The organism is Streptomyces sp. 5-10, assembly GCF_014712245.1.
GTDB lineage: Bacteria > Actinomycetota > Actinomycetes > Streptomycetales > Streptomycetaceae > Streptomyces > Streptomyces violaceusniger.
Genome location: NZ_JACVYG010000027.1, coordinates 98,579 through 123,052, shown reverse-complemented (window position 1 = coordinate 123,052; position 24,474 = coordinate 98,579). Strand labels below are relative to the sequence as shown.

16 protein-coding genes, 1 tRNA gene and 1 pseudogene are annotated in these 24,474 nt (G+C 70.6%); 11 read left to right on the top strand and 7 right to left on the bottom strand.

Annotated features, from left to right (window positions below; all coding sequences use genetic code 11):
* Window positions 1-17: 17 nt before the first annotated feature.
* Window positions 18-2,840: a DEAD/DEAH box helicase gene (locus IEJ02_RS27225; protein WP_191067271.1), complete on the top strand. Its 2,823-nt coding sequence runs from the start codon at window positions 18-20 to the stop codon at window positions 2,838-2,840.
* 29 nt (window positions 2,841-2,869) lie between these two features.
* Here the strand turns inward: IEJ02_RS27225 and IEJ02_RS27220 are convergent, their stop codons facing one another.
* The 4 genes from IEJ02_RS27220 to IEJ02_RS27205 form a co-directional block, all read right to left on the bottom strand.
* Window positions 2,870-4,132 carry an IPT/TIG domain-containing protein gene (locus tag IEJ02_RS27220; RefSeq protein ID WP_191067270.1) on the bottom strand — a complete coding sequence of 421 codons (1,263 nt, stop codon included), beginning with the start codon at window positions 4,130-4,132 and terminating at the stop codon, window positions 2,870-2,872.
* A 151-nt stretch (window positions 4,133-4,283) separates the two neighbouring features.
* The gene (locus IEJ02_RS27215) at window positions 4,284-5,066 is read right to left on the bottom strand and encodes an IPT/TIG domain-containing protein (protein ID WP_191067269.1); all 783 of its coding nucleotides are present in this window, start codon (window positions 5,064-5,066) and stop codon (window positions 4,284-4,286) included.
* A gap of 768 nt (window positions 5,067-5,834) precedes the next feature.
* Window positions 5,835-6,716: a siderophore-interacting protein gene (locus IEJ02_RS27210; protein WP_191067268.1), complete on the bottom strand. Its 882-nt coding sequence runs from the start codon at window positions 6,714-6,716 to the stop codon at window positions 5,835-5,837.
* A gap of 47 nt (window positions 6,717-6,763) precedes the next feature.
* On the bottom strand, window positions 6,764-7,675 hold the full coding sequence (locus IEJ02_RS27205) for a 5'-3' exonuclease (RefSeq protein ID WP_191067281.1): 912 nt from the start codon (window positions 7,673-7,675) through the stop codon (window positions 6,764-6,766).
* Between the two features lie 234 nt (window positions 7,676-7,909).
* Between IEJ02_RS27205 and IEJ02_RS27200 the strand changes: the two genes are divergently transcribed.
* From IEJ02_RS27200 to IEJ02_RS48900, 5 genes and pseudogenes are all read left to right on the top strand, one after another.
* Window positions 7,910-9,058 carry a quaternary amine ABC transporter ATP-binding protein gene (locus IEJ02_RS27200; RefSeq protein WP_191067267.1) on the top strand — a complete coding sequence of 383 codons (1,149 nt, stop codon included), beginning with the start codon at window positions 7,910-7,912 and terminating at the stop codon, window positions 9,056-9,058.
* A complete protein-coding gene (locus IEJ02_RS27195) occupies window positions 9,051-11,672 on the top strand; it encodes an ABC transporter permease/substrate binding protein (RefSeq protein ID WP_191067266.1) in 2,622 nt (873 codons plus the stop codon). The genes IEJ02_RS27200 and IEJ02_RS27195 overlap by 8 nt, the downstream gene beginning before the upstream one ends.
* A 186-nt stretch (window positions 11,673-11,858) precedes the next feature.
* The gene (locus IEJ02_RS27190) at window positions 11,859-12,596 is read left to right on the top strand and encodes a helical backbone metal receptor (RefSeq protein WP_191067265.1); all 738 of its coding nucleotides are present in this window, start codon (window positions 11,859-11,861) and stop codon (window positions 12,594-12,596) included.
* 171 nt (window positions 12,597-12,767) lie between these two features.
* A pseudogene (locus tag IEJ02_RS48905) lies at window positions 12,768-13,481 on the top strand (alpha/beta hydrolase); the annotation flags it as partial.
* 33 nt (window positions 13,482-13,514) lie between these two features.
* The gene (locus tag IEJ02_RS48900) at window positions 13,515-14,411 is read left to right on the top strand and encodes a Vgb family protein (protein ID WP_498067112.1); all 897 of its coding nucleotides are present in this window, start codon (window positions 13,515-13,517) and stop codon (window positions 14,409-14,411) included.
* Window positions 14,412-14,504: 93 nt separating this feature from the next.
* Here IEJ02_RS48900 and IEJ02_RS27180 read toward each other — a convergent pair whose 3' ends face one another.
* Window positions 14,505-17,774, bottom strand: coding sequence for an amidohydrolase family protein (locus IEJ02_RS27180; RefSeq protein ID WP_317985932.1), 3,270 nt, complete (start codon window positions 17,772-17,774; stop codon window positions 14,505-14,507).
* 412 nt (window positions 17,775-18,186) lie between these two features.
* Here IEJ02_RS27180 and IEJ02_RS27175 point away from each other — a divergent pair, with 412 nt between their 5' ends.
* Window positions 18,187-19,137 (top strand): alpha/beta hydrolase, encoded by a 951-nt coding sequence (locus tag IEJ02_RS27175; RefSeq protein WP_191067263.1) that lies wholly within the window; start codon window positions 18,187-18,189, stop codon window positions 19,135-19,137.
* Between the two features lie 21 nt (window positions 19,138-19,158).
* Here the strand turns inward: IEJ02_RS27175 and IEJ02_RS27170 are convergent, their stop codons facing one another.
* Together IEJ02_RS27170 and IEJ02_RS27165 are read right to left on the bottom strand one after the other, a co-directional pair.
* Entirely contained in the window at window positions 19,159-20,052 is an 894-nt protein-coding gene (locus IEJ02_RS27170; protein ID WP_191067262.1) for a transketolase family protein, read from the bottom strand.
* Between the two features lie 30 nt (window positions 20,053-20,082).
* Window positions 20,083-20,784 (bottom strand): thiamine pyrophosphate-binding protein, encoded by a 702-nt coding sequence (locus IEJ02_RS27165; protein WP_191067261.1) that lies wholly within the window; start codon window positions 20,782-20,784, stop codon window positions 20,083-20,085.
* A 228-nt stretch (window positions 20,785-21,012) separates the two neighbouring features.
* On the opposite strand from IEJ02_RS27165, the gene IEJ02_RS27160 reads away from it, so the two are divergent.
* The 4 genes from IEJ02_RS27160 to IEJ02_RS27145 all read left to right on the top strand — a co-directional run bounded on the left by IEJ02_RS27160 (window position 21,013) and on the right by IEJ02_RS27145 (window position 24,467).
* Window positions 21,013-21,086, top strand: a tRNA-Pro gene (locus IEJ02_RS27160).
* Window positions 21,087-21,204: 118 nt separating this feature from the next.
* On the top strand, window positions 21,205-22,167 hold the full coding sequence (locus tag IEJ02_RS27155) for a tyrosine-type recombinase/integrase (RefSeq protein ID WP_191067260.1): 963 nt from the start codon (window positions 21,205-21,207) through the stop codon (window positions 22,165-22,167).
* Window positions 22,160-22,951 (top strand): SpdA protein, encoded by a 792-nt coding sequence (locus IEJ02_RS27150; protein ID WP_223864475.1) that lies wholly within the window; start codon window positions 22,160-22,162, stop codon window positions 22,949-22,951. Before IEJ02_RS27155 ends, IEJ02_RS27150 begins: the two co-directional genes overlap by 8 nt.
* Before the next feature lie 775 nt (window positions 22,952-23,726).
* Window positions 23,727-24,467 (top strand): SpdA protein, encoded by a 741-nt coding sequence (locus IEJ02_RS27145; protein WP_275560605.1) that lies wholly within the window; start codon window positions 23,727-23,729, stop codon window positions 24,465-24,467.
* The last annotated feature ends 7 nt before the right edge of the window (window positions 24,468-24,474 follow it).

The following is a 24,474-nucleotide window of genomic DNA, read 5'->3' as shown; positions in this document are numbered from 1 at the left end:
GTAGGCTCGTAGATACGATGACCGACGAGCTATCTCCCGCCGAGCGCTACGCGGCGTCCCGCGTCCGGGCCGCCGAGCAGGCCACCGCGCTGGCCCCCTTCCGCGAGATGTACGACTTCGAGCTGGACCCGTTCCAGATCGAGGCGTGCAAGGCCCTGGAGAGCGGCAAGGGTGTGCTGGTCGCCGCTCCCACCGGCTCGGGCAAGACCATCGTGGGCGAGTTCGCCGTCCACCTGGCGCTGACCCAGGGCCGCAAGTGCTTCTACACCACGCCCATCAAGGCGCTGTCGAACCAGAAGTACACCGACCTGGTGAAGCGCTACGGCGCCGACCAGGTCGGCCTGCTCACCGGGGACAACAGCGTCAATTCCGAGGCCCCGGTGGTGGTGATGACCACCGAGGTGCTGCGGAACATGCTCTATGCCGGTTCCCAGTCGCTGCTCGGCCTCGGCTATGTGGTGATGGACGAGGTCCACTACCTCTCCGACCGGTTCCGGGGCGCGGTGTGGGAGGAGGTCATCATCCACCTCCCCGAGTCGGTGACGCTGGTGTCACTCTCCGCGACCGTCTCCAACGCCGAGGAGTTCGGCGACTGGCTGGACACCGTCCGGGGCGACACCGAGGTCATCGTCTCCGAGCACCGTCCGGTGCCGCTGTGGCAGCACGTGCTGGCCGGGCGCCGGATGTACGACCTGTTCGAGGAGAAGAGCGGCCAGGACGGCGACCAGGGCGGACGCCGCGAGGTCAACCCTGATCTGGTCCGGCTGGCCCGGATGGAGAACAGCCGCCCCTCCTTCGGCCGCGACAAGCGCCGCGGCCGCAACATGCGCGAGGCCGACCGGGAGCGCGAGCGCCGCCAGCGCAGCCGGATCTGGACCCCCGGCCGCCCCGAGGTGATCGACCGGCTCGATGCCGAGGGGCTGCTTCCGGCCATCACCTTCATCTTCAGCCGGGCCGGCTGCGAGGCCGCCGTCCAGCAGTGCCTCCACGCGGGGCTGCGGCTCAACGACGAGTCGGCGCGCTCCCAGGTGCGGTCCATCGTCGAGGAGCGCACCGCCGGGATCCCCGACGAAGACCTCCATGTACTGGGGTACTTCGAATGGCTGGAGGGCCTGGAGCGGGGCATCGCGGCCCACCACGCCGGAATGCTCCCCACCTTCAAGGAAGTGGTCGAGGAGCTCTTCGTCCGCGGCCTGGTCAAGGCGGTCTTCGCCACCGAGACCCTCGCCCTGGGCATCAACATGCCCGCCCGCTCGGTGGTGTTGGAGAAGCTCGTCAAGTGGAACGGCGAGCAGCACGTCGACATCACCCCCGGTGAGTACACCCAGTTGACCGGCCGCGCCGGGCGGCGCGGTATCGACGTCGAGGGCCATGCGGTGGTGCTGTGGCAGCGCACCATGGACCCAGCGGCGCTCGCCGGGCTGGCCGGCACCCGCACGTATCCGCTGCGCTCCTCCTTCAAACCGTCGTACAACATGGCGGTCAACCTGGTCTCCCAGTTCGGGCGGCACCGCTCGCGCGAGCTGCTGGAGACCTCCTTCGCACAGTTCCAGGCCGACAAGGCGGTCGTCGGGATCTCCCGCCAGGTGCAGCGCAACGAGGAGGGCCTCGAGGGCTACCGCGCCTCCATGACCTGCCACCTCGGCGACTTCGACGAGTACGCGCGGCTGCGCCGCGAGCTCAAGGACCGCGAGACCGAGCTGGCCCGGCAGGGCGCGGCCCAGCGGCGCGCGGCCGCCGCGGTCGCTCTGGAGAAGCTCCGCCCCGGCGATGTCATCCACGTGCCCACCGGCAAGTTCGCCGGGCTCGCCCTGGTGCTGGACCCCGGGCTGCCCGCCGGGCGGGTGGGCGGCCACCGCGGCATGGAGTACCACGACGGGCCGCGGCCCCTGGTGCTCACCGCCGAGCGGCAGGTCAAGCGGCTGGCGTCGATCGACTTCCCGGTCCCGGTCGAGCCGCTGGACCGGATGCGGATCCCCAAGTCGTTCAATCCGCGCAGCCCCCAGTCGCGCCGCGATCTGGCCTCCGCGCTGCGCACCAAGGCCGGCCACCACGATGTGCGGCGCCACCGCAAGGAGCGCTCGCCCGCCGCCGATGACACCGAGATCAGCCGGCTGCGCGCGGCCATCCGCGCCCACCCCTGCCACGGCTGCAGCGACCGCGAGGACCACGCCCGCTGGGGCGAGCGCTACCACCGGCTGCTGCGCGACACCCGGCAGCTGGAGCGGCGCATCGAGGGCCGTACGAACACCATCGCCCGCACCTTCGACCGGATCTGCTCCCTGCTGAGCGAGCTCGGCTATCTGCGCGGCGACGAGGTCACGGACGAGGGCAGACGGCTGGCGCGGCTGTACGGCGAGCTGGACCTGCTGGCCAGCGAGTGCCTGCGCGAGGGCGTCTGGGAGGGGCTGCCCCCCGCCGAGCTCGCGGCCTGCGCCTCCGCGCTGGTCTACGAGGCGCGGACGGCCGATGACGCGCTGCCGCCCAAGCTGCCCACGGGCCGGGCCAAGGACGCGCTCGGCGAGATGGTCCGGATATGGGGCCGGCTGGACGCCCTGGAGGAGGAGCACAAGATCAACCAGGCGGAGGGCGTCGGCCAGCGCGAGCCGGACCTGGGCTTCGCCTGGGCCGCCTACCGCTGGGCCTCCGGCCACGGGCTCGACGAGGTGCTGCGCGAAATCGACATGCCCGCCGGTGACTTCGTGCGCTGGACCAAGCAACTGATCGATGTGCTCGGCCAGATCGCCGCTGCGGCCCCCGAGGGCACCGTGGCGCGCAGCGCCCGCCGTGCGGTCGACGGGCTGCTGCGCGGGGTCGTGGCGTACTCCTCGGTCGGCTGAGGCCGAGCCCGCCGCCCACCGCGGTGGCCTCAGGCCGGATCGTAGATGAAGGGGAGGGTGTTGCTGTTGCCCGCGGGGGTGTGGAGCTGAACGTTGACGGTTCCGGCCGCATGGGCCGGAGCCGTCGCCACGGCCAGCGTGTCCGAGAGGACGCTGAAGGAGGCCGGGACGCCCCCGAAGGTCACGGAGTCGGTGTAGGTGAGGTTGGAGCCGTTGATCGTGACGGAGTCGCCGCCCAGTGACGAACCCTCGTTTGGGATGAGCGAATTGATCACCGGAGCGCCGAGATAGGTGTAGTACGGGTTCCCCGGGCCCAAGGTGCTGGTGCCGCCCGGTGTGGTCACGGTGACCACGACCGTGCCGGTTCCGGGAGGGGCGGTCGCCGTCAGCTGATTGTCCGAGATCACGGTGAAGCCGGTGGCGAGGTTGGGGCCGAAGTGGACGGCGCCGGCCAGCGCCAGGCCGCTGCCGGTGATGGTGACGGAGTTGCCGCCGGTGTCCGGGCCGAACTGCGGGGTCACACCGGTGACGACCGGGGCGGCGACATAGATGTACGACAGCGGATTGCTGATGCCCCCCGGCGTGGTGACGGTCACATTCACCACCGAGGGTGGCCCCGCCGGTGCGCTGACGGTGATGTGGGTGGCGGTGTTGGTGAGGATGGTGGCGGGGGTGGCGCCGAAGAGGACTTGGGTGGCGCCGGTGAGGTTGGTGCCGGTGAGGGTGACGGTGTTTCCGCCGGTGGTGGGGCCTGAGGTGGGGTTGAGGTTGGTGAGGGTGGGGGCGGAGACGGTGGTGTAGGTGTAGGGGAGTGGGTTGCTGGTGCCGCCTGGGGTGGTGGCGGTGACGTTGACGGTGCCGGTGCCTGCGGGTGCGGTGGCGGTGATTTGGGTGGCGGTGTTGGTGAGGATGGTGGCGGGGGTGGCGCCGAAGAGGACTTGGGTGGCGCCGGTGAGGTTGGTGCCGGTGAGGGTGACGGTGTTTCCGCCGGTGGTGGGGCCTGAGGTGGGGCTGAGCGCGGTGAGCACCGGAGCCGCGACCGTCGTATAGGTGAAGAACACGTTCTGAGTGCTGGTTCCCGTCGGACCCGTGACCGTGACCTTGGCCGTGCCGCTCCCCGGCGGAGTCCTCGCCGTGATCTGTGTGTTGCTCACGACGACCACATTGGTGGCGAGATTCGGGCCGAACCTGACCACGGTGGCGCCGGTGAAGCCGGAACCATTGATCGTGACAGGGGTGCCCCCGGCCGGATTGCCTTGGGTGGGGCTGACGCTGGTCACTACGGGGGCCATGATGCCCTTCTCCTTCTTGAGCCGTGCGGACGGCCGTGCCCTGACCGGCGGGACGTCGGCCAGGGCACGGGGATCGGAAATCACCGTGTGCCATGCGGGGTGCTGACCCGGGGGATGACCGTGCGGGGCGTGCCCGCGCACGGCCGATGGATCAGGTGACGGTGAAGGTGGCCGGGCCGGATGTGCCACCACAGGTGGTGATCGTGAAGGCCCCGGCGCCCGCGGCCGCCGCGGCGGGCACCGCGGTGACGATGGAGGTGGCGTCGACGGGGGTGAAGGGCAGGCCGGTGAAGGCGGTGGCCGCCGAGTCGGTGAACGTCACGTCGGTGATGCCGATGAGGCAGGTGGCGCCGGAGATGGTGGTCTCGGTCCCCGCCGGGCCCGTGGCGGGGGTCAGGGTGGCGGTGGCCAGACTCGGCGCGTTGTAGTAGTCGACCTGGGTGGTGCCCGCGGTGCCCGTGCCGCCTACGGTGGTGACCGTGACCTGCTGGGTGTCGAAGCAGCCGGCCGGGGTGTGGGCCGGAGCGGTGACGGTGACCTGGGTGTTGCTGCCGCCGGCGGCGAACGCGACCGGGGTGAGCGCGCCCACATGGACGGTGCCCCCTGCCGCGAAGCCGGTGCCGAAGACCGTGAGCGGGCCGCCACCGGCGGGCAGACACGTCTGACCCAGCCCCGTGGTCGTCGGCGCGACGATGACGAAGAACGGCACCGAGTTGCTCCGGGTTCCGTTCGACAGGTTGACGCTGACCGAGACCTGCCCCGAGCACGGCGCGGTGGTGGGAACCACGAAGGTGACCAGGGTGTTGGAGACCGACGCCGGGGTGACGACGGAACTGCCGAAGTTGACCGAGACGGTCGTGCCCAGCGAGGTGCCGTTGATGCTGATGGTGTCGCCGACCTTGCCCTGGTTGGGGGTGACGGAGGTGATGGGCATGAGCTTTCTCCTGTTCGATCGTCTTGCTCTGGGCGGATGTGCCGAGAGAGGAGGGATGGGCCCGTGGCCGCCGTTGCCCGTACCGGCTTCCGTCGCGCGGAGGGGTGGAAGGGGAGACGAACCCTCGGGGGCCTGGGACGCCACGGCCTTCAGCGGGGACCGCATGACCGGTGATGGCGACTTGAGGGGGACTCGTGCCCGGGTGCTGACCGTAATAGGGCGAGTCATGCACGGAACGGGTCGGCGCCGAGGTCACCGTGGTGCCGAAACTCTCGCTCGATGTGAGTGAACCAAAAGTGGGATAGGTGCGGAAGGTGCGAAAAAGGCTCGAACGGAGCTCATATGACGATATGTCAAGCCTTCATGGCAGGCTCTCGCGAGCGGGAGTGCGCCCCCCCGCGGCCGCCGGATCGATGCCGGTTGCTCTGCCGCGCCCGCCGAGGGCGGCGCGCGCAACGGCCCCGGCCGGATGCTCCCGGCCGGGGCCTGATGGTCGTACGCGCCGCGTCCCCTACGCGACGGCCGTCTGCGCGACGGCCTCCTGCGCCGCGCCCCAGCGCGACGGCTTCCTCCGCGACTGGCTTCTGTGCCGCACTCTTGCGCGACGGTCTCGTGCGTCGCGCCCCCTATGCGACGGCCTCCCGCGCGGCGCCGCCTGGTCGCGGGTTCACTACGGGCGCCCCCTACGCGGCGGCTTCACGCGCGGCGCCCCCAGGCGACGCGACTACGTGGCGCCCCGTGCGCGACGGCTTCCTTCGCGGCGCCCCCCTACGCGGCGGCCTCCTCGGGTCCCGCGCCCTCCTGCTCCGCCTCGACCTGCTGGTTCCACTCCCGCTTCGACGCCTGCCAGCCGTCCTCGTCATGGCCGCGCCGCCAGTACCCGGAGATGGACAGCCACTCGCGCGGGATCTGGCGCTCGAGGCGCAGATGGCGGCGGATCTCCTTCACGAAGCCCGCCTCGCCGTGGACGAAGGCGTGCACCTGCCCGGGCGGGAACTCCAGCCCCCGCACGGCCGCCACCAGCGCCTCGCCGACCGGCGCGGCGCCCCGGTGCAGCCAGCTCAGCTGGACCCCCTCGGGGACGGTGAGCTTGAGCTCCTCCGTCTCGTCCGCCACCTCGATGAACGCGTGCACCGGCACCTCGGCCGCGCCGCCCGCCCGGCCGTCGGCGAGCCGCTCCAGCGCCGTGGCGATCGCGGGCAGGGCGCTCTCGTCCCCCGCGAGCAGATGCCAGTCGGCCTCGCCGCTGGGAGCGTAGGCGCCGCCCGGCCCCATGAAGTGGATCTCCTCGCCGGGCCGGACCCGGGCGGCCCACGGCCCGGCCAGCCCTTCGTCGCCATGGGTCACGAAGTCCACCGTCAGCTCGCGGGCGGCCGGATCCCACGCCCGCACCGTGTACGTCCGCGTGACCGGCCACTGCTCGCGCGGGAACTCGGCACGGATCCGCTCCAGGTCGAACGGTTCCGGGTAGACGGCACCCCCGGTCGGGAAGAGCAGCTTGATGTAGTGATCGGTCCACTCGCCCGCGTGGAAGTCCGCGAGGCCGTCGCCGCCCAGGACGACCCGCACCATGTGCGGGGTCAGCCGGTCGGTGCGCACCACCTGTGCGCGATGCGGTGTGCGCGTCTTACGGGCCGGACGGTCCGCCATGGCGACCTCCCTGATCAACAAGAGTTAGGTTTACCTAACCTAACAGCTCACTCCTCAAGAGTGGACAGCAATCTGCGCAAAGATCCACCCAAGCCCCAGCGCTCCGCCAGCGCCGCCACGGCTCCGGGGTCGCGCGGTGACCGCGGCAGCGCCGGGTCGAAGGCGGGGAGCGCCACGTCCGAGGCGACCCGGACCACCTTCGGGGCGACCTCGACATACGCCCGCGCCTCGGCCAGCCGCTTGCGCTGGGCGGGGGTCAGCTTGGCGGCGGGGTCGTCGACGGCGGCCATGATCCCGGCCAGGTCGCCATGGGCGGCCAGCAGCTTGGCGGCGGTCTTCTCGCCGACGCCGGGCACCCCCGGCAGCCCGTCGCTGGGGTCGCCGCGCAGCAGCGCCAGATCCGCGTACCCCCGGCCGGTCACTCCGTACTTCTCGCGCACGTACGACTCGTCGACGAGCTGGAGGGTGCCCACGCCCTTGACGGGGTAGAGCACCCGCACCCCGCGCTCGTCGTCCACCAGCTGGAACAGATCGCGGTCGCCGGTGACGATGTCGACCGGACCGGCCGCCCGGCCCGTGAGCGTGCCGATCACATCGTCGGCCTCGTAGTCCGCGGCGCCGACCCGGGCGATGCCGATCGCGTCCAGCACCTCGTCGATCACCGGGACCTGCGGGGAGAGGGTGTCCGGCACCTCCTCCCGGTCCACTCCGGCCCCCTCCGGGGCCTCCTCGGCCACCCGGTGGGCCTTGTACGTGGGGATCAGGGCGACCCGCCAGGCCGGGCGCCAGTCGAAGTCCATGCAGGCCACCAGGTCGTCCGGGCGGTGGTCCTGGACGAGCCGGGCGATGAAGTCCAGGAGCCCGCGCACGGCGTTCACCGGCGTGCCATCGGGGGCCCGGACCGAGTCCGGGACCCCGAAATAGGCTCGGAAGTAGAGGGAGGCGGTGTCGAGGAGCATCAGGCGTCGCGTCACGAACCCGACTATGCACTACCCCACTGACACGGATCCCGAGGATAATGTGAAGTGGATCACCGTTTGGTTTACGCCAAATCGATCGGGGCAGGCGCGCCCCCGGAGCGGACCCGTTCAGTGATTCAACTATTGCGGCGGTCAGCGGTCCGATGCCGCACCGCTCCACGACCCGCCGGCGGGGGTGGCGGGTCGCTTTTTGGTGCGATCTGAGAGGTACATGTGGCCAAATTGCGAGCCGAACACCTGTACAAGGTGTTCGGCAGACGACCCGATGAGGCGGTGGCGCAGCTGGAAGGCGGCGCGGACCGCGAGGAGCTCCGGGCGAGCGGCACGACAGCAGCGGTCATCGATGCCTCCTTCGCCGTCGAGGCGGGCCAGATCTTCGTCGTCATGGGTCTGTCCGGATCCGGCAAGTCCACCCTGCTGCGGATGCTGAACGGGCTGCTGGAGCCGACCGCCGGGCGCGTGCTCTTCGACGACGACGACCTGACCGCGCTCACCCCCAAGGGTCTGCGCGAGGTCCGGTCCCGCAAGATCAGTATGGTCTTCCAGCACTTCGCCCTCTTCCCGCACCGCAGCGTGCTGGAGAACGCCGCCTACGGCCTCGAGGTGCAGGGCGTGCCGCGCGAGGAGCGCGTCCGGCGCGCCACCGAGGCGCTGGAGCTGGTGGGCCTGGCCGGCTGGGAGAAGTCCTGGCCCGATGAGCTCTCCGGCGGTATGCAGCAGCGCGTCGGCCTCGCCCGGGCCCTGGCCACCGACGCCGACATGCTGCTGATGGACGAGTCCTTCAGCGCGCTGGACCCGCTGATCCGCCGCGATATGCAGGACCAGCTGCTCCAGCTCCAGAAGCGGCTCAAGAAGACCATCGTCTTCATCACCCACGACCTGAACGAGGCCATGCGGCTCGGCGACCGCATCGCCGTGATGCGCGACGGCCAGATCGTCCAGATCGGCACCGCCGAGGACATCCTGGTGACCCCCGCCAACGACTACGTCGCCTCCTTCACCCAGGACGTCGACCGCAGCCGCGTGCTCACCGCCGGCGCGATCATGGCCGAGCCGAGCGAGGCGCTGGGCACCACGACCGACGACGGCACCACGCTCCGTACCGAGCAGGACGTGCTCGCGGCCGCCCCCGCCACCGTCACCGAGAGCACCCCGATCATCGAGCTGTTCCAGCCGTGTTCGCGCAGCGGGGTCGCGGTCGCCGTCACCGACGACGACGGTGCGCTCACCGGCGTCGTCACCCGCGCCCGGCTGCTCGCCGTCCTCGGCGAGCCGGACCCCGGGCCCGACGGGGCCGAACCGCCGGCCGGTGAGACTCCGGACGCGCCCGAGACCACCAAGAAGGTGATCACCGGTGCCTAGGCTTCAGCTCGGCGACTGGATCGACTCCGGCGTCAACTGGCTCCGAGACAATCTGAGCTGGCTCTTCGACTTCATCTCCAGCGTCGTCCAGGGCATGTACGACGGGGTGAACACGGTGCTCAGCGGCCCCGAGCCGCTGCTGCTCGCGGGCATCCTGGCGCTGCTCGCCTGGTGGCTGCGCGGGCTGCTGCCCGCCGTGCTCGCCTTCCTGGGATTCGCCCTCATCGACTCGATCGAGTTGTGGGGCGAGGCGATGAACACCCTCGCACTGGTGCTGGTCGCCGGTGTGATCACCATCGTGTTCGCGGTGCCGCTCGGCATCTGGGCCTCGCGCAACCGCGCGGTGAGCGCCGTGATCCGTCCGGTGCTGGACTTCATGCAGACGATGCCCGCCTTCGTCTACCTGATCCCCGGCATCTTCTTCTTCGGCCTCGGGGTGGTCCCCGGTGTCGTCGCCACCGTCATCTTCTCGATGCCCCCGGGCGTCCGCATGACGGAACTGGGCATCCGGCAGGTGGATGCGGAGCTGGTGGAGGCGGCCGACGCCTTCGGCACCCATCCGCGCCGTACCCTGCTGCGCGTCCAGCTCCCGCTGGCCCTGCCCACCATCATGGCGGGCGTCAACCAGGTGATCATGCTGGCGCTGTCCATGGTCGTCATCGCCGGTATGGTCGGCGCCGAGGGCCTGGGCTCCACCGTCTTCCAGGCGATCAGCTCCGTCGACGTGGCCATGGGCTTCGAGGGCGGTATCGCGGTGGTCATCCTGGCCATGTACCTGGACCGGATGACCAGCGCGCTCAACCAGCGCGTCTCCCCGCTGGCCCGCCGTGCGCTGGCCAAGGAGAAGGCCAAGGCGCTCAGCGGCCTGAAGGTGCTGCACTGGCGGCCCGCGACCTCCGTCGCCATGGTCGGCGTCGTCGTCCTGGCGCTGGTCGCCGGCGGCATGAGCATGTTCGGCGGCAACGACGAGGGCCCCCAGGTCTCCGCCAACGTCGGCAAGGGCCAGTCGGTCAACATCGGCTACATCAACTGGGACGAGGGCGTCGCCACCACCTTCCTGTGGAAGGAACTCCTGGAACAGCGCGGCTTCAAGCCCAAGGTGCAGTCGTACGACGTCGGCGCCCTGTGGACCGGTATGGCCTCGGGCAACATCGACATGCAGACCGACGGCTGGCTGCCGGCCACCCACGCCGCGTACTGGTCGAAGTACAAGAGCAAGCTGGAGAACCTCGGCTCCTGGTACGGCTCCACCTCGCTGGAGGTCGCGGTCCCCTCGTACGTCAAGGGCGTCAAGACCCTGGACGACCTGGAGAAGAAGTCCAGCACCTTCAAGAAGAAGATCATCGGCATCGAGCCCGGCGCCGGTGAGATGAAGCTGATGCAGGACAAGGTCATGCCGGGCTACGGCCTGAACAAGAACTTCACCCTGGTGAAGGGCTCCACCGCGGCCATGCTCTCCCAGCTGGACCGCTCCTACGCCAAGAAGGAGCCGATCGCGGTCACCCTGTGGTCCCCGCACTGGGCGTACGACAAGTACAAGCTCACCAAGTTGAAGGACCCCAAGGGCGCCTTCGGCAAGGGCGACCACATCGACACGATCGCGCGCAAGGGCTTCTCCCAGGAGAGGCCGCAGATCGCCAAGTGGATGAAGAACTTCAAGCTGGACGAGAAGCAGCTCACCAGCCTGGAGTCGGCCATCCAGGACGCCGGTAAGGGCAAGGAGCAGCAGGGCGTGCGCGCCTGGCTGAAGCAGAACCCGGGCATGGCCAACAAGCTCGCCCCGGTGCCCGGCGGCGCCGACCAGAAGGGCAAGGACGCGGGCGCCGCGCCGAAGATCGGCTACTTCCCGTGGGACGAGGACGTCGCCACCACCTACCTGTGGAAGAACGTCCTGGAGCGGCGCGGCTACAAGCCGGAGATCAAGCAGTACGACGTCGGCTCCATGTTCACCGGGATGAGCACCGGACAGGTCGACGTCGAGTTCGACGGCTGGCTACCGGTCGCCCAGAAACAGTATTGGGACAAATACAAGAAGAACCTGGTCGACGTCGGGTCGTGGTACGACAAGACCTCCCTGGAGCTCGCGGTGCCGTCCTACGTCAAGGACGTGAAGTCGCTCGCGGACCTCAAGGGGAAGGCGTCCACCTTCAAGGGCAAGATCGTCGGTATCGAACCCGGGACCGGCGAGATGAAGATCCTGAAGGGCAAGGTGCTCAAGGAGTACGGTCTGGACAAGGAGTACACCGTCAGTGACGGCTCCTCGCCGGCGATGCTGGCCCAGCTTGAGCGGTCGTACGCCAAGAAGGAGCCGGTGGTCGTGGTCCTGTGGACCCCGCACTGGGCCTACAGCAAGTACAAGCTGACCAAGCTCGCCGACCCGAAGAAGGCATTCGGGGCCAACAACCAGCTCCACACGCTCGCCAACAAGTCCTTCCCGAAGAAGTTCCCCGAGTTCAACGGGTGGCTGAAGAAGTGGCACATGACCGAGAAGGAGCTGGCGACCCTGGAGCAGGCCATCCAGGACGCCGGTAAGGGCAACGAGGAGAAGGGCGTCCAGAAGTGGATGGACGCCCACCCCGGCATCGTCGACAAGATGGCGCCGGTGGCTTCCTGACCCACCGTCCGCACCACGCACACCGCGGCCCGGAGCGCATCGCGTGCTCCGGGCCGCGGTGTCTTCCTTTCCGGAACAGCCCGCCGCCCACTCATGACCTCCGCACGGCCCGTACCCGGCGTTGTGGAACCCACGGAGCCGGGCGGGCCGTCGCGCCGAATGGTGGAGCCGCCGTACGGTGGAGCGATGAGCCCTCGCACCCCCGTACGGCGCGTGGTGTCCCTCGTGCCCTCGCTCACCGAGGCCGTCGCCGCCACCGCGCCGGAGCTGCTCGCCGGGGCGACCGACTGGTGCACCCATCCGCCCGGCCTCACCGCGGAGCGGATCGGCGGCACCAAGAATCCCGACACCGCCCGGATCGCCGCCCTCGCCCCCGATCTCGTGATCGCCAACGAGGAGGAGAACCGCCCCTCCGACCTCGCCGCGCTGCGCGCCGCCGGACTCGAGGTCCTGGTGACCGAAGTGCGCACCCTGGAGCAGGCGTTCAGCGAGCTGGAGCGGGTCCTGGTGCGCGGCTGCGGACTGGCCCGGCCCGGCTGGCTTGACGCGGCCGAGGCCGCCTGGGCGGACGTACCGGCCGGGGGCCCGGCGCGGCACGCCGTCGTACCGGTGTGGCGGCGTCCGTGGATGGTGCTGGGCCGGGACACCTTCGCCGGTGACGTCCTGGCCCGGCTGGGCGTACGGCACCTCTACAGCGCGCATCCCGAGCGCTATCCCCGGATCCCGATCCAGGAGTTGACGGCGGGGGAGGCCGATCTGGTGGTGTTGCCCGACGAGCCGTACCGCTTCACGGCCGACGACGGGCCCGAGGCGTTCCCCGGCCTCCCCGCGGCCCTCGTCAGCGGCCGTCACCTCACCTGGTACGGCCCCTCGCTGGCGGAGGCGCCCGCCGTCCTCACGGCCGCGCTGTCGGCGGCGCGCTGACGGCCGTCGTACATTTCCTCGGTGAGAAGACGGGGAAGACGAGCCCGTCCACCCTCATGAGCCAGGATCACCCGGGAGTCCGGATCACCCGGGAGCCCGGATCACCTTCACCGAACACTTCACCGGAACACCTTCGACGGAGGACCGTTGCTGAACGTCATCGCCGTACCCATGGCGCCCGAGGCGGCCCGAGCGGTCCGCGACCGGCCCGACGCGCTGATCGCCGCCCCGCTGCCGGACGACGCCGAGGTGCGGGGCGACTGGGTCCGCGCGCCCGGCGCCCGCGGCGGCGCGGTGATCTACGTGCACGGCGGCGGGTTCGCCCACACCATGCCCGAGGCCGAGCGGGTGATGGCCTACCGGCTGTCGACGGCGACCGGACGCCCGGCCCTGCGGGTGGACTACCGGCTGGCGCCCGAACACCCCTATCCGGCGGCGCTCGAGGACGTGCTGGCCGCCTGGCGCGGGGTGCTGGACGAGGGCGTCCCGGCCGCCGAGGTCGTTCTCGCCGGGGAGTCGGCCGGTGCCACGCTGGTGCTCTCCGCCCTGCTGGAGATCCAGCGGACCGGCGGTCCGCGGCCCGGTGCCGCGATCGCGGTCTCGCCCATCACCGACTTCGCCCTTACGGGTGCGTCGATCGCCGCCAACGACGGTAAGGACGTACTGAGCCGGGCCGCGCTCGGCTCCATAAGCGCCCAGTACCTGGCCGGGGCGCCCGCCGACCGGGCCCCGCAGTCGCCGCTGTACGGGGATCCGCGCGGACTGCCGCCGCTGCTGATCGCCGTGGGCGCGGACGAGGTGCTCCTGGACGACGCCCGCCGCTTCGCCGAGGCGGCCGGCGCCGCCGGGGTGAGCGTGCGCCTGGAGGAGTACGCGGGCATGCCGCACGCCTTCCACCTGTCCGAGCCGGGCGAGGTGCTGCTGGACCGGATCGGCCGGTGGCTCGCCGACCCGGTCCGCGTCTTCACCGTCAGCGACCCGGACGCGGGCCCCTACGCGCTCACCGACGGCCCCGACGGCGCCCTGTGGTTCACATTGGTCCACCAAGGAGCGATCGGCCGCAGGGACGCCGACGGCCGGATCACCGTCCACTCCGTCGGAGCCAAGCCGACGATGATCGCCCAAGGGCCCGATGGCGCCCTGTGGTTCAGCGAGTACGGCACCCACCGCATCGGCCGGATCGCGATGGACGGCACGACCTCCTCCTTCGTCCCGCCGACCGCCGACGGCGGGCCTTACGGCATCGCCGCGGGCCCGGACGGGGCCATATGGTTCACGCTGTCGGCCGCCGACCGCATCGGGCGGATCACCATGGACGGCGACATCACCGAATACGCCGCGCCCGGAGCCTTCCCGTCCGCCATGGCGGCGGGGCCCGACGGCGCCCTGTGGTTCACCCTCAACCAGGGCAACGCCATCGGCCGGATCACCATGGACGGCCGGACGACCGCCCACCCCCTGCCGACCGAGGGCGCCGCGCCGGTGGGCCTCGCCCAAGGGCCGGACGGCGCCCTGTGGTTCACCGAGATCGGCGCGGGTCAGATCGGCCGCATCGCGATCGACGGCACCGTCACCGAGTACCCGCTACCCGACCGCCAGGCCCGGCCGCACGCCATCACCAGTGGTCCGGACGGGGCGCTGTGGTTCACCGAATGGGGCCGCGGCGGGGTCGGGCGCATCACCACGGACGGCCGGATCACGGCGTACGACCTGCCCCGAGCCGACTGCGAACCCCACGGCATCGCCGCGCACGACGGCGCGCTGTGGTGCGCCCTGGAGACGGGAGCCCTGGCCAGGATCGACGTCCCCCGCTGATCCTTCCGCACCCCTGGCTCGGCATGGCCTCGGCGGGGACGCGGGCGGGGCCGCGGGCCGAAGCCCCCGCCCCCGCTCACCCCCGCATCACCCTCAGCCGTCCACCGCGCAGCAGGAGTCGCGCCGCAGCAGCCGCCCCACCTCCAGCCACTCATCCGCCGACTTCCCGTGCGGTGCCGCCGCGGCACCGGCCCCCGGGAAGGACTCGACCAGCTCGCGCTGCTCGTACGGCACCCCGCCCCGCAGCACCGACACCGTCCGTACCAGCGTGTCGAAGTCCGTGAAGGGATCGCCGTCCACGACCGTCAGGTCCGCCAGCTTGCCGACCTCCAGGGTCCCCAGATCGCGGTCGGCGCCGAAGGCCCGCGCCGGGAGGACGGTCGCCGTGCGCAGCGCCTCCTCCGGCGACAGCCCGAACCGGTGCAGGGCGCGCAGCGCCATGTGCAGATGGAGGCCCACCGGCACCAGCGGCTGGTCCGTCCCCAGGGCCACCACCCCGCCCCCGGAGAGGATCCGCTGGTAGACCCCGATCTCTGTGCGCAACGTGGCCAGTTGGTCCGAGGTCGGGGGCGTCCCGGCGAGCTGCCGTACGAGCGCGGTGTCCCACGGCGGCATCAGCCGGGTGACCCGCTCGTCCTCCGCCAGCGAGGGGTCCGCCCCGACCAGGGGCGAGGCCGTGAACGGTGTGGCGATGAGCCGGAAGTCGGAGGTCGCGGTGTAGATGTCCGCCACGTCCTGCTGGGAGTGCCCGGTCGCCGTCGTGGCGTGGCCGTACTCCAGCCGCTGGGTGGCCTGCAGATGCGTCGTCAGGTCCTGTCCGAGCTGTATGCCCGGTGAGCACAGATGGCTGCCGGTGCGCACGCCGAGCCGCTCATGTGCGAACCGGGCCGCCTCCTCCATGATCCAGCCCGGTGCGCGGACATAGGTCTTGACGAAGTCCCAGTCGAGCGCGGCACCGCGCGCCAGGGAGCGCCGCAGACCATCGCGGGTGCGATGCGCCCGGCCCATGCTGTACGCGACGCGCGGCCCGTCCAGCAGCTCGCCGGTGGCCAGCAGCCGCGGCCCGGCCAGGGCGCCCGCCGCGACGGCCTCCCTGAGGCGCGCCTGCTCATAGGCGAACCCGCCGAGGGAGACCGCGGTGGTGATGCCGTACGCGAGCTGCAGGGCGGTCTGACGGCCGCCGTAGGTGTACTGCCAGGGGTGGGTGTGGGCGTCCCACAGCCCGGGGATCACGGTGCGGCCGGAGGCGTCGACGCGCCGCTTCGCGGGCCGCCCGGCCCGGTGCGCCTCCACGGCCGCGATGCGCCCGCCGCGCACCACGACGTCCACGTCCTCGCGGACCGTGCCGCCCTTACGGCCGTCACGACCGGCGCCGCCCTCGCCTCCGGTGCCGTCCCAGAACCGCCCGGCGTGGACGACGGTGTCCGCGGGGCGCGGCCGCCGGTGGTCCAGCGGGATACGGACCGTCCGGGCGGTGCCGCTCGTGACGTCCAGCAGCCGCAGCCGGCCCGCCGACAGATACAGGACGCTGCGGGAGTCCCCGGACCAGGAGGGGTGATCGGCGGCCTCGTCGGTCAGCCGGCGCGGCGCGCCGTCGGGGGTGCCATCCGCCCTTACGGGCAGCAGCCACAGGGCGGACTCGACGATGAGCGCCATATGGCGGCCATCGGGGGACCACACCGGTCCGGAGTCATAGCGGTCGGAGAGGGAGGTGTGCGGGGCGACGGCGTGCTGCCTGGCCGCACCCGTGCTGATGTCGATCACCCGGATCAGGTTGTAGCCCTCGCGGAATCGTTGATTCAGCCGATTGCGATCGCACAGGGCGACATAGCGCCCGTCGGGTGACCAGCTCGGTCGTCCGGGCAGCCCTCCGGCGCCCATCGGCGCGGCGAGCACCCGTTCCGTACCGGCGTCGAGATCGCGCAGGACCAGGTTTCCCGACATGTCGACACTGGCGAGCCGGGTGCCGTCGGGGGAGAGCGCCGGATGCACCCGGCCGCCGGAGGCCAGCACGGTCTCCTCGCCCGAGGCCAGCTCCCGGCGGCGCACGGCCAGCAGTCCGTCGCGGTCGTCGGCGTACACCAGGGCGCGCCCGTCCGGCGTCCAGGTGGGAGCCAGCAGATACCGGGTGGGGGCCGCCCGCACGACCCGGCGCGGGGCCCGGCCGCCGGAGACCTCGGCGACCCAGAGGGAGTTGAGGGCGGCGAAGGCCACCTTACGGCCGTCGGGAGAGAGCGCGGGCAGATGCAGCCCGCGCACCGGCCGCACCCCGCCACCGTCGAAGTCGTACCGCTTGACGCGGTACCGGGGCCGGTCGACGGGGAGGGTGGCGGAGAAGGGGATCTCCTCGTAGGCGAGCGCCTTACGGTCGGCATCCGCCGCGAGTGCCTTACGGTCGGCATCCTCATCGGCGCGCCCGGCCCGGGCGGTGCTCTCACCGGCAGCGTCTCCATCGCCGCCGGACCGTGTCGCCGAGGGCACCCGGAACACCCGGAACCGCCCGTCCACGGTGAGCAGCAGCTCATCCCGCGACACCCAACGGGGCGGCACGGGCTGCACGTCGCCCGTGACCGCCACCGGCTCCCCGTCCACGACCAGCGTGCAGGAGGCGGCGGGAGCGGCCGTGGTGCGCAGATAGGCGAGATGGCCGCCCGCCGACACGGACGGCGTCATCACCTGGGCGCCGGCGGTGGGATCGGTGTGCTCGACCGTGACGGGTCCGGTGCCGTCGGCCCGTACGGAGGCCACCGTACGGGCGCTCAGCGTCGTCTCGGCGGGCGCTCCGCGCACGAACAGCACCCGCTCGCCGTCCGCGGACCAGGTGGGGTCGAAGTCCTCCCAGGCGCCGTCCTGGAGCGGCCCGTCCTGGCCGTCCGCCCCCGTGAGCCGGGTGAGCTCACCGCTGGCCACCTCCAGCACCCAGATCCGATACGGGCTGCCCGCCACGGGGTCGCCGCCGCGCTCGGAGGCGAAGGCGATCCGGCTGCCGTCGGGCGACCAGGCCGGACCGCGGTCGTCCCACGGCCCGTCCGTTCGCTGTCGCAAACCGGAGCCATCGGGGCGCAGCGTCCAGATATGGAATCCGCCGCCCCGGTAGGCGCAGACGGCCAGCAGTTTCCCATCGGGGGAGTACACCGGCCGGGTGGGCTCCAGATCGGCCGGTGTGAGCGCGACGGCCTCGCCGCCCTTACGGGCGACCGACCACAGGACGTTCTGGACCTCGGCGATCAAGCGGTCGCCGGACGGGGAGAGGGTCGCGGCGCCGTTGGTGGCGGCGGTGAAGGAGAGCGAGCCCGCCCGGGCCGGTGCGGCGGCGGCCGTCTCGAAGGGCAGGGTGGCCGCGGTGGCGGCGGCGGTGCCCACGGCGGCGGCCTGCAGAAAGCGCCGCCGGGACAGGGCGAAGACATCCGCCGGGGCGGGGGAGCCGGAAGGGCCGGACGAACCGGGGGAGCCGGTCGAGCCAGAAGTGCCGGTCGAATCGGGAGAGCTGGGCGAATCAAGAGAGGTGGACGAACTGGAAGAGCCGGTCGAGCCAGTGGAGTCGGGGGAGTCGGGGGAACTGGTGGGAAGCGAAGCGTCGTGCGAGTCCAACGGTCCTCCTGGAGCAGGGGAGTTGCATGGATCGGCAGTCGATACGCGGTACCAAGCGCTTGATCGTTACACACCCCGCGCCCCGGGGGACAGGACCACGTTGATGCCCTTGGCTTGGGGGCCCGCCGCAGGGAGAGTGGGCTTCCATTCGCACCAGATCGATTCGAGCCAGGAGATGAGAGGCATGCCCGACGGCGGTATCACCCACCGCACCGACCATCTGCCCATGCCCGACGGTGTGCGGGTGGTGACCTACAGCTGGCTGCCGGAGAACGGCGCCGTGCGCGCGATCGTCCAGATCGCCCACGGCGCCGCCGAACACGCCCGGCGCTACGACCGGTTCGCCCGCTTCCTCGCCGCCCACGGCTATGCGGTGGTCGCCTCGGACCACCGCGGCCACGGAGCCACCGCCGAGTCGACGGGCGGCTTCGGCGTCGTGGGCGAGGAGGGCGACGGCTGGCGGGCGATCGTCTCGGACCTGCGCACCATCGGCGACCGCGCGCGGGCCGCGCACCCCCGCGCGCCCCTGGTCCTGCTCGGCCACAGCATGGGCTCGATGCTGGCCCGCGACTGCGCCCAGGAGTACGGCGAGGAGCTGGCCGGGCTGATCCTCTCCGGCACCTTCCGCTCACTGCCGGGCACCGAGACCGAGGAGGCGCTGGCGGGCATCGCCCAGGAGGTCGCGGAAGGGGGCCGGAACGCGCGGTCCACTTTCACCCCGACCCTCTTCGCCTCGTTCAACGACCCGTACGAGCACATCCGGGACCGGACGGGCTTCGAGTGGCTGTCGCGCGACGCGGCGGAGGTGGCCGCGTACGCGGCGGACGAGCGGTGCGGCTTCGCGTTCAGCGCCGGACTGTCCCAGGACTGGGTCCGTGGCGTCCGTAAGATCAACGACCCGCGCCACCAGGCCCGTATCCCGACCGCGCTGCCGGTGCACGTGGCGGTGGGCACCGAGGACCCGTGCAACCAGGGGATGACGCTGGTCTACGAACTCCTGGAGGACTTCCGCTACGGGGGAACGCGGGAGCTGACCTGGAAGGGATACCAGGGGGCCCGGCACGAGATCCTGAACGAGACCAACCGGGACGAGGTCCAGCAGGACCTGCTGACCTGGCTCGAAAAACACCTCTGATCCACGGGGCCGGCCCACCCCTCACCGCAGGAAAGCAGAGATCCGCTCACGCAGTGCCAGCGGGTCCAGCCCCTGACCCGCGAGATGCTCGTCGATCGTGCCGTAGCGGCGCAGCTCGCGCCGGGGAATGCCCAGGCCGAGCACCCGATGCGGGCGATCGGCGAGCGCGTCGTTCACGGCGGCGGTCGAGGTGCCCGCGAGATAGGGCTCGACGAGCACGACATCGCCCAGCCCGCCGATCGCCGCACGCAGCGCCGGCTCATCGAAGGGCCGCACGGTCGTGGCGTAGAGCACGGTGACGTCCAGCCCCTCGACGGCCGTAAGGACGCCATCGAGCATCGGCCCGACCGCGATCACCACACCGCGGCGCCCCTCCCGTACGGTCAGGAAGCGGCCGGGGGCGATGTCCCGCGGGGCGGAGTTGGAGTGCGCCGACAGCCGTACGTACACCGAGTCGTCACCGGCCGCGGCCGCGGCCCGCAGCAGGGTCTCGGCCTCGTCCGGATGGCCCGGCACATGGACGGTCCAGCCGTCGAGCGTGTCCAGCAGGGCCACATCGCCGGGCGCCATATGGGTGTAGCCGCCCGCCGGCCAGTCGTACGAACCGGCCGCGCTCACCAGCACCCCGCCCACGCCCTGATGCCCGAAGTCCAGCTTGACCTGCTCAAAGGGCCGCTCGACCAGAAAGCTGGCGAAGGTGTGCAGAATCGGCCGCATCCCGGTCAGGGCCAGTCCACCGCCGACGCCGATCAGCAGCTGCTCGCGGATGCCGACATTGATCACCCGGTCGGGATGCGCCCGGGCCGCGTCCGTGAAGCCGTCCTTACCGATCTCGGCCAGCACGACGGCCAGCCGGGGATCGTCGTCCAGAAGACGGGAGACGACGGAGGCGAAACGCTCACGCATGGTGTCCATGAGAACAGTCCCTCTCACACTGGAATCGGATCAGATCTTGGCCTCGACCCGGGCCACCACGACACGCGGCCGCCCCGGGTGCGGCGCGGTGTACGCCTCGTACAGCGCCTGGTGATCACGCCCGTCCACGGTCGCCGTGGACCACCCCGCGGCCTCGAAGCGCGCGGCGATGCCCCCGGGCCGCCCATGGCTGGCGGAGGCGTTGTCGACAACGACCGCGTGCAACCGCTCCAGCCCCACGGCCCCGGCGTACGCGATCGCCTCGTGATTGCTGCCCTCGTCCAGCTCGGCGTCACCGATGAGCGCCCACACCGCCGCCCCGGAGAGCCCCTGCGCCCCCAACCCGAGCGCACTCCCCACCGCCAACGGCAGCCCATGCCCGAGCGACCCACTGCTGATCTCGACCCCCGGCACGAGCACCCGATCCGGATGGTGCCCCAGCGGCGAGTCATACCCCCCGAACCCCGCCAGCAGCGACTCGGGGAAGAACCCCTTGGCGGCAAGCACGGCGTAGTACGCCATCGGCCCATGCCCCTTGGACAGCAAAAACCGATCCCGCTCCGGCGCCTCCACGTCCCCCGGCGAAACCCGCAGCACACGGTCGTAGAGCACCCAGAGCACGTCCAGCGTCGAGGTAGCGGCCGGCCCGTGCTTCTCGTCCCCGGTCATCAGACTCATCAGCCGAGGAAGATCGTCGTACCCATAATCGGTGTGAACGTCGGTGAAAGTCATGCTGCGAGCGTGCAACTTTAACCAAACTTCAAGTCAAGCCCCACCCACCCCACTCGCGCTCGCCACCCCTGGTCACAGGCTGCAATGACCCGACCCCACCAGGTGAACACCCCAGCTGGTCCCGCCGGACTCCCGATCTTCACCCGGGGGTGGCAGCGACCACCCCCTGAAGTGCGGTATTGTTCTTCATGCGCGGTCGGCGAGGGAAAGCCCAAGCCGAACGAGCACCGGGACGTGGCGCAGCTTGGTAGCGCACTTGACTGGGGGTCAAGGGGTCGCAGGTTCAAATCCTGTCGTCCCGACGGTGCAGAGGGTCTTCGCAGGTCAACACCTGTGAGGGCCCTCTTTTCGCGCTCCCGTTCCCCGCGTCGAGGTCGAGCACGCCGCTCACCGACACCTTGACTCGGAGGGTTTCTCTCCATGCCGCTTCTGGACCTGGACAAGATCACCGCAGGGCTCCCCAAGACCTGGGAGGGCTTCCTGCGGGACTGGGACCGCTCCCTGCGGGCGGGAAACTACCCGGAGACCACCCGCTACAACTACCTCCTCGCCGCCGCCCAGCTCGCCCGCTACCTGAACGAACACGCCACTCCCGACCTCGAGGCGGAGGACGCGGCCGAGGATCCGGCCGAGGTCACCCGGGCCCACGTCGAAGCCTTCCAGGGGTGGATGATCGAGACGCGGTCGGCGTCGACCGCGCTGAACAAGCACAAGGGACTTCAGCAGTTCTTCAAGTGGCTGATGCTGGACGAGGAGGAGAGCGACCGCTCGCCGATGGAACGCGTCCGCCAGCCCAAGACCGTGAAGAAGCTGATCCCGGTCATCCGGGATGACGACACCAGGAAGGTGCTGGCCGCCTGCAAGGGCAAGGCGTTCCTCCAGCTGCGGGACGAGGCCATCATCCGCCTCTACTACAACACCGGCGCCCGCCTGTCCGAGGTCGGCAACCTCACCCTGGAGGACATCGACCTGGTCACCGACTCGGTGCACTACCACGGCAAGGGCAGCCGCGACCGCCGCGTGCGGTTCGGCCCGAAGACCGCCCGTGCGGTGAGCCGGTATCTGCGGGCCCGCGCCAAGCGCAAGGGCGCAGAGCTGCCGGATCTGTGGCTGGCCGAGCGTGGCGGGAAGCGCCTGGCACCGAACGGCATCAAGATCATGATCAAGCGCCGCGGCCTGTCCGCCGGGCTAACAGGGGTGCACGCGCACCGGTGGCGGCACAACTTCGCCCATGAATGGAAGCGGGCCGGCGGGGACTCCGGTGACTTGATGCTGCTGATGGGCTGGGTCTCCGAGGACATGCCCCGCCACTACGGAGCCAGTGCGGCCGCCGAACGTGCGCAGGAGACCCACCAGCGGATGGGGATCGGCGAGAATGTCTGAACGCTTCACCCGCACCGCGCTGGAGCCTGGCGGTGCGTCGGACGGCGCGGCCACGGTCCGGGCGGTGACCGGCATGATGGCGGCCGTCGTCAGCCTGACCTTCCTCTTCGGCTTCGGCAACGTATGGAACCTGGCACTGCGGCTGGGCGTCCCGGCATGGGTGGCCCCGCTGGTCGCCCCGGCGGTCGACCTGTCCATCCTCGGCCTGCTGCTCGGTATCCGGTACCTCGCTCTGCACGGTGCACCGGTGGACCAGTTGCGTTCGGCGCGGCGGCTGCTGGTGCTCTCCAGCGGCATGACCCTGGCGCTGAACACAGCCGACCCGCTGATCGCGGGCGCCCTGGGGAAGGCCGCCTTCGACGCGGTCGGCCCCGTCCTCCTGATCGGATGGGCCGAGGTCGGACCCGGACTCCTCCACGCACTCGCCACCAGCCAACCCAGGCCGGCATCACACCCATCCGCGACGCCGCAGTACGAACAAGCCTCCGCTCAGGCAGCGGCGTCCCAGAACGATGGCCAAGCCACCAGCGCCTCTTCCCCGCATGCGGCAGGGGCGGAACGACATTGTGATGGTGATGAGTTGCTGGAGCGCGCCCGGCAGGAAGACGCTCGTCACTGGGAGACCTACCAGCGGCCGATCTCCGCGGAAACACTCCGCAAGCGGCTCCACGTCGGCGCGGCACGCTCACGCATGCTGGTGACGATGATCCGCTCCGACACCTCCTCCAGGCGCGCTGATCAGACGCATGGCCTCGAGGGAGTACCTGGGCGGCGGGAAGCGTGAACGTTCGGTGGGCGGCCTTTCACTTCCCGGCTCGTTTGGCTGACAAGTGGAGGAAGATGTCGCGGAAGACGGCTGTCTGAACCTTCGCGATCTCCTCGCCAAGCTGACCGGAAGCCAGCTCGACCTTGAACTCCATCCTGAGAGGATCGCTGCGCCCCTCGCCTGTGACCAGGCACGTGGTGAGGGGCGCGCCGTCCGCGGCCCCCTCAGGGCGCGAACCGTGCTCGCGAGTGCGTTCGTTTCTGTGGTGCTGAACCGTTTCTGTCATACCCACCGCTTACCGGGCGGCGGAACATCGCGCACGGCAACTGGGAGAAACGCCATTCGATGTAGTGAACAACTCGATACGGCTGACACTCCCGATCCAGCCGAGCCGCGCTGACGAGGCGATGGACAGACGTTGGACATTGGCGGTGCGATGCTGGGTGCCTCATGCCAGGAGGCAGATCCTTTTCTGCAAAAATAGTGTGCCAGGCGCCCCTACGCAGTCGAGGCAAGGTCGCAGCGGCACATCTCAACAGCGAGTGCGATCGAGCCCCGTGTCATCGGCTTCGTCGACGACCTCGTTGGAGGCGGTCGGATGTTAGTGCCCCCGGCAGGGCACCACGCAGAAGGATGACCCCACTGACCTGTGGAATTTGGTCGGCAGGCTGGTGATCAAGGGCAGCTTCGAACCCGTGTCGTGGGGCGGAGCGGGTCGATGAATGGCGAGAGGTCGACACACGCCGGTAGCCGGGCGGGGGCTCCTTTCGAGCGAGCGGTCACGCTTCGGGCGGTGACGCTGATCATGGCGGCGGTGGTGGGGCTGACGTTCTTGTTCGGCTTCGGCAATGTATGGACCCTCGCGTTGCGGTTGGGTGTGCCGTCGTGGGTGGCACCCCTTGTGGCCCCGGCGGTAGATCTTTCTGTGCTGGGTTTGCTGCTGGGTACCCGCTATCTCGCGCTGCAGGGTGCGAGCCGGGAGCAGCTCCGGCCAGCGCGTCGGTTGCTGGTCTTTTCCAGTCTGATGACCTTGGCGCTTAACGTGACGGATCCGCTGCTGGCCGGTCAGAACGGCAAAGCTGCTTTCGACGCGGTGGGGCCTTTGCTGTTGATCGGTTGGGCAGAGGTGGGTCCGGGGCTTCTGCAGGCCATAAGTCGTGCCGAGGGTGAGGTGTCATCTGAGTTTGAGAGAGTAGAAGCCCCCACGAGCCCCGCAGAACGCGCTGCGGCGATGATGGAGCAGGACCGCATCAACGTCGACCTCGTTCCGTCTCTGGACGAGGATGATCAGCGAAGCCAGCTCGGTGCTGATGGGGACGACCTTCTGAAGCTCGCGCTGGCAGAAGACGCGTGGCATTGGGAGACGTATCAACGGCCGATCTCGGCTGAGACGCTACGGAAGCAGCTGCACATCGGGGCAGCCAGATCCCGGATGCTGGTGTCCATGGTGCGCTCGGCAAGGGCTGATTATCTGTCGATGGGGGCACGGTCTGTCGAGTCTGGTCGTGTCTTCTCGGTCTCGCCGTCAGATTGACGGTGCG